The organism is Nocardiopsis halotolerans DSM 44410, assembly GCF_000341065.1.
Taxonomy (GTDB): domain Bacteria; phylum Actinomycetota; class Actinomycetes; order Streptosporangiales; family Streptosporangiaceae; genus Nocardiopsis; species Nocardiopsis halotolerans.
In genome coordinates, this window is sequence record NZ_ANAX01000304.1 from 1 (window position 1) to 5,281 (window position 5,281).

At 69.2% G+C, this 5,281-nt stretch carries 6 protein-coding genes; 2 read left to right on the plus strand and 4 right to left on the minus strand.

Annotation, left to right across the window (positions count from 1 at the left end; translation table 11 throughout):
* The 3 genes from D455_RS0122225 to D455_RS0122235 form a co-directional block, all read right to left on the minus strand.
* Positions 1-739 (minus strand): aminotransferase class I/II-fold pyridoxal phosphate-dependent enzyme (locus tag D455_RS0122225; RefSeq protein WP_017572890.1); only part of this gene is annotated, 739 nt, incomplete at its 3' end.
* The gene (locus D455_RS0122230; RefSeq protein ID WP_017572891.1) at positions 736-1,359 is read right to left on the minus strand and encodes a dTDP-4-dehydrorhamnose 3,5-epimerase family protein; all 624 of its coding nucleotides are present in this window, start codon (positions 1,357-1,359) and stop codon (positions 736-738) included. The genes D455_RS0122230 and D455_RS0122225, both read right to left, overlap by 4 nt.
* Positions 1,356-2,669 carry an NDP-hexose 2,3-dehydratase family protein gene (locus D455_RS0122235; RefSeq protein WP_017572892.1) on the minus strand — a complete coding sequence of 438 codons (1,314 nt, stop codon included), beginning with the start codon at positions 2,667-2,669 and terminating at the stop codon, positions 1,356-1,358. The genes D455_RS0122230 and D455_RS0122235 overlap by 4 nt, the downstream gene beginning before the upstream one ends.
* A 216-nt stretch (positions 2,670-2,885) precedes the next feature.
* On the opposite strand from D455_RS0122235, the gene D455_RS0122240 reads away from it, so the two are divergent.
* Both D455_RS0122240 and rfbB read left to right on the plus strand, forming a co-directional pair.
* Complete coding sequence (locus D455_RS0122240) at positions 2,886-3,956, plus strand: glucose-1-phosphate thymidylyltransferase (protein WP_241480320.1); 1,071 nt, start codon at positions 2,886-2,888, stop codon at positions 3,954-3,956.
* A complete protein-coding gene (gene rfbB / locus D455_RS0122245; protein WP_017572894.1) occupies positions 3,953-4,930 on the plus strand; it encodes a dTDP-glucose 4,6-dehydratase in 978 nt (325 codons plus the stop codon). The genes D455_RS0122240 and rfbB overlap by 4 nt, the downstream gene beginning before the upstream one ends.
* Positions 4,931-4,977: 47 nt before the next feature.
* On the opposite strand, the gene D455_RS0122250 is transcribed toward rfbB, so the two are convergent.
* A partial coding sequence (locus D455_RS0122250; RefSeq protein WP_026122879.1) for a biotin/lipoyl-containing protein occupies positions 4,978-5,281 on the minus strand: 304 nt, incomplete at its 5' end.

Genomic DNA, 5,281 nt, shown 5'->3' on the forward strand with positions numbered 1-5,281 from the left:
TCGCGGCGGTGAGGTCGTTGCCGATCAGCCTGCGGGCGTGGTCGGTGACGTTCAGTTCCCACCAGCGGTGCGACACCTTGGCCCCGCTGAAACCGCTGGCCCGCTCCAAGCCGTGATAGGCGAGCCGACGAGCCTGTTCCATCAGCCCGGTGTTCCGGACGTAGAGCATCCCGCCGTCCCCGGTGACCAGGACCTTCATCGCGTCGAAGCTCCACGTGGCGATGTCGCCGAAGGTTCCGCAGGCCTTACCCTCCACTCCGGATGACACGGCGCAGGCCGCGTCCTCCACCAGCGGAACACCACGCTCCCGGCAGTGTTCGGCGATCCGGACGATGTCACCGGGGTAGCCGCCGTAGTGCAGGACGATGACGGCCTTCGTCCGTTCGGTGCACCGGGACGCCACCTGTTCGGCACTTGGGTTGAGCGTCCTCGGGTCCACGTCGCAGAACACGGGGGTGGCTCCGGACGCGGCGATCGCGTTCCCGGCCGCCACGAAACTGATCGAGGGCAGTACCACCTCGTCCCCCGGCCCGACGCCGAGCAGCTCCATCGCGAGGAAGAGCCCGCTCGTGCAGGAGTTCAGGTACATGACCTGTTCGGGTTCGGCACCGATGTGCTCGGCGAACTCCCGCTCGAAGGAGCTGGTCCGCGGCCCGTGGCCGAGCCAGTTCGTGGCGAAGACGTCGGCGACCGCGTCGAGTTCGGCCTTGCCCAGACTGGGTTGGAATACGTTGATCAACGGTGGCCCCTCGTTTTCGCGGTGGCGTCGGACTGTGTCTCCCCCGTGGGGGAGGGCGACCATGGTGTGAGCACACCCGATCGCAGTGCCTCCTGGAGGCTCTGGGCTCCCGCGTCCTTCCCCGAGAGCACGGGCGGTGACTCGTGCCCCCACGGCAGGTCCAGCTCGGGGTCGAGCGGGTGGATCTCGAACTGCGTTCCCGGTACGTGGGCGCTGGAGAGCACGTAGCAGATGCGAGCGTCGTCGGTGAGCGCCCGGAACCCGTGGCCGAACCCCTCGGGAACGAACACGGCCGTCCCCTCGGCGGCCTCCAGCACGTTCACCGTGTGGCGGCCGAAGGTCGGCGAACCGGTACGCAGGTCCACCACGACGTCCAGCAGGGCGCCGTTGGCGCAACTGACGTACTTGGCCTGCCCCGGGGGAGAGACCACGCCGTGGATCCCCCGGATCGTGTTGCGGCGGGACGTCGAGTAGTTGATCTGGGCGACGGTGAAGGGGGTCCTGGTCGCTTCGGAGACCAGGTCGGCCCGGAAGGACTCGTGGAAGTCCCCGCGCTGGTCGGTGTGGACCCGCTGTCGGATCACGAGGACCCCGGGAAGGTCCGTCTCCTCGAATCTCACCGGCTCCTCCACGTGACGGGGTGGTGCCCGGACAGGGTGAGACAGGTCAGCAGACAGCGGGCGCCGACGTCGACGACGTTGCCGTACCGGGCCAGACCGGCGAGCTGGCGGAGCGAGACCCACACGTGGTCGTCACCGGGCTGGTCCGCGTATCCGTCCTCGACCTCGACGACCGTGTAGCGGTTGCGCGCGTGGTGGAACCGGCCGCCCTCCTCGGAGTGGACGACGTCGACCAGCCGGCGTTCCGGTGGGGCCCCGAGCACCTCGTCGAGGTGGCGTAGGCGTCCGTCCGGTACGGGCTCCGGGTAGTTGTCGGGTGAGCACATGACGGTCGGGGCCAGCTCGGTGACGTCGAAGGTCCCGGCGTCGGTCCGCAGGTGCATGAGGACGTGTGGTTCCCCGGTGAATCGGCGCAGGACGAAGGCGACCACGCCCTGTGAGGAAGGCGCGAGCAACGGTTGCGACCAGCGGGACACCTCGCGCTTCCCGGCTTCGACGTCCACTCCGATGATGCTGAAGAAGCGGCCGTCCTCACGGTGGATGCGGTCGTTCCCGATGTGCCAGTCCCGCACCTCCCGCAGGGGGATGCGGCGTCGGGAGAGGCGGCGCGAGGCCTTGGCCGCGGTGAGTCTGGCCAGGATGTGGGTGGTCGGGTGCAGGGCCGAGGCGTCCGAGTCCCAGGGCGCGTCCGCCAGCCCTGACAGAGCCGACCGGGTGTCCATGTTGACCAGGTTGTCCACTCGTAGGGCCGCGTCCAGCTCGGGGAGCGAGAACCAGCGGAACCCCTCCCGCACGGGTACCTCGTCCCGGGTGACGACGACGCTGTTCCGGTTGCGCTTGCCCCAGAACCACGAGCCCTGTTCGGACTGGAGCGTGTCGGTCACCACCTCGGCGCGTCCGGGGTCCAGAAAGTACTCGAGGTAGGGGACGGCAGCTCCGCGGTGGAGGCGGGTGTAGTTGCTCCTCGTCGCCTGGACCGTCGGGGAGAGCTGGAGAGGCCCGATGTTGCCGGGCTCCGGTTTGGCCTGGAGAAGGACGTGCGGGGCGCCGTCGAACTCGGTGGCCAGGATCCCCAGGATCCCGATCTCGGCCTGCCGGATGATGGGCTGCGTCCAGGGTTCCCGGCCGTCGTCGAGGGATACCTCGACTCCGTGTATGGAGAAGAAACCGCCACTCCGGTGGACGAGGTCGCCGTCGGGTGAGTTGAAGGACCAGCCGTCCAGTTCCTTGAGCGGTGTCTTCCGTACGGAGAAGCGGTGCGCACTCCTGTGTTCGTCGATCCACGCGCGAAGCGCTGGGTCCAGCGCCATGTTCGTGCCCCCTACCGCCGGGTCCAACCTGTCTGCGGACGGGGTCAGCTTCACCGATGGGCTTAGAACCCCCCTCGAAGACCGCTGTAGGAGGCGGCCCTGGTGCGCTCGTGGCTTCCCGTCGCGGCGGACCAGTGACTTTCGACCACGGTTCGATCGACGCGGCGGACAGTCGTGAGGGCCCAGGACAGCACGGGCTCTCACGCCATCAGAAGGATGTCAGCGTTGAAAGCACTAGTACTCTCCGGCGGCTCGGGCACCCGTCTGCGGCCGCTCACCCACACCATGGCCAAGCAGTTGGTCCCCGTCGCCAACAAACCGGTCATCGTCCACTGCCTCGAGGCGGTCCGTGAGATCGGGGTCACTGACGTCGGGGTCGTCGTAGGCGCGCATGGCGACGAGATCGCCGAGCTGCTCGGTTCCGGCCGCTCCCTCGGCGTCGACCTCCGCTTCATCCGGCAGGAGGCACCCCTGGGCCTGGCCCACTGCGTGATCACGGCGGCCGAGTTCCTCGGTGACGACGACTTCGTCATGCTGCTCGGCGACAACGTCTTCGCGGGCGGTCTGGTGTCCGAGGCCGAACGCTTCCGACGGGAGCGTCCCGACGCCCTGATCGTGACCAAGAAGGTCGAGGACCCGAGGAACTTCGGGGTCGCCCTGACCGACGCGGAGGGGGCGGTGCTCTCCCTGGTGGAGAAGCCCCGGGATCCGGTCAGCGATCTCGCGGTGACGGGCGCCTACTTCTTCACCCCGGCGATCCACCGCGCCACCGAGGACCTCTCCCCCAGCGGCCGGGGAGAGCTGGAGATCACCGACGCCATCGCCCGCATGGTCGACGACGGGCTCCGGGTCGTCGCCAGCGACTACACGGACTACTGGGCGGACACCGGTACCGTGAGGGACCTCCTCGACTGCAACCGTGTCCTCCTGGGGAGGGCGGCCACCGGAGTGGCGGGCGACGTCGGCGCGGACACCGAGGTCTCCGGCCGGGTGCTCGTCGAGCCCGGCGCCCGGGTGCGGGGCTCGCGGCTCCACGGGCCTGTGGCGATCGCCAGCGGCAGCGTCGTGGAGGACAGCGACGTCGGACCCGACGTGACGGTCGGTCCGGGCAGCCGGGTCAGCAACACCTCGGTGAGCGACACGATCCTCCTGGAGGGCGCCTCCGTCAGCGGCATCGGCAGGATCCACGCTTCCGTCGTCGGGCGCCGGGCCCGCATCACCGTGGGCCGGGGGACGGTCGGACGACTCACGGTCGGAGACGACACCATCGTGGAGGTGTCCTCATGAGGGTTCTGGTCTGCGGCGGGGCCGGGTTCATCGGGTCCCACTACACACGCACCATGCTGGCGGGCGGCTATCGCGGTTTCGAGGACGCCGAGGTGACCGTCCTGGACAAGCTCACCTACGCGGGGGACACACGCAACCTGCCCATGGACGACCAGAAGCTCACCTTCGTCCACGGGGACCTGCGCGATTCCGAGCTGCTGGGGCGCTTGGTGCCGGGACACGACATGGTGGTGAACTTCGCCGCGGAGTCGCACGTGGACCGTTCCCTGGGACCGGACGCGGCCGTGTTCAGCGCCTCCAACGTCCTCGGAGTGCAGAATCTGCTGGAGGTCTGCCTGCACGCGGAGGTGGGGCCCGTGGTCCAGGTCTCCACTGACGAGGTCTACGGGTCGATCGAGGAGGGGACCTGGACGGAGGACGAACCGCTGCTGCCCAACTCGCCCTATGCGGCGTCGAAGGCGGGCGGGGACCTCATCGCCCGTTCCTACCACCAGACCCACGGCCTCGACGTACGGGTCACCCGGTGCAGCAACAACTACGGTCCGCACCAGCACGTGGAGAAGCTCCTACCGCGCTTCATCACCCGCCTTCTCACGGGGCGTTCCGTCCCCGTCTACGGCGACGGCCGCAACGTGCGCGAATGGCTCCACGTGGATGATCACTGCCGTGCCATCCACCTGGTCCTCACGGAAGGGGCCGCGGGCCGCGTCTACAACATCGGGGGCGGGAGCGCCCTGAGCAATCTGGAGATGACCGGCAGGATCCTCGACCTGTGCGGGATGGGCTGGGACATGGTCACCTTCGTGGAGGACCGGAAGGGGCACGACCTGCGGTACGCGATCAACGACGACAGGATCCGTTCGGAGCTCGGTTACCGGCCGCGGTGGTCCCTGGACAAGGGGCTGTCGGCGACGGTCCAGTGGTACCGGGACAACCCCGCCTTCTGGAAGTCCGCCGAGGAGCTTCCGGCCTGACGGAACCCTGGTGTCCGTGCGGCGCCATGGGCACCAGGGCATCCTGGTCAGGCGTCCTTGATCTCGCAGACCACCGCGCCGTTGCCCACGGTCTCGCCCGGGGTGACCTTCAACCCGGTCACCGTCCCGGCCCTGTGCGCGGTCAGCGGCTGCTCCATCTTCATGGCCTCGATCACGACCACCGTGTCGCCCTCGGCGACCCGGGCGCCCTCCTGGGCCACCAGCGTGACCACGGTCCCCTGCATGGGTGAGACCAGCGCGTCCCCGCCCGCGGCGACCGTGTTCCCGCCCCTGCGTGAGGACCGCTTCTTCCGCCCGGTGCTGCCCGCGGCGGGGGCCGGGGCCGCGGAG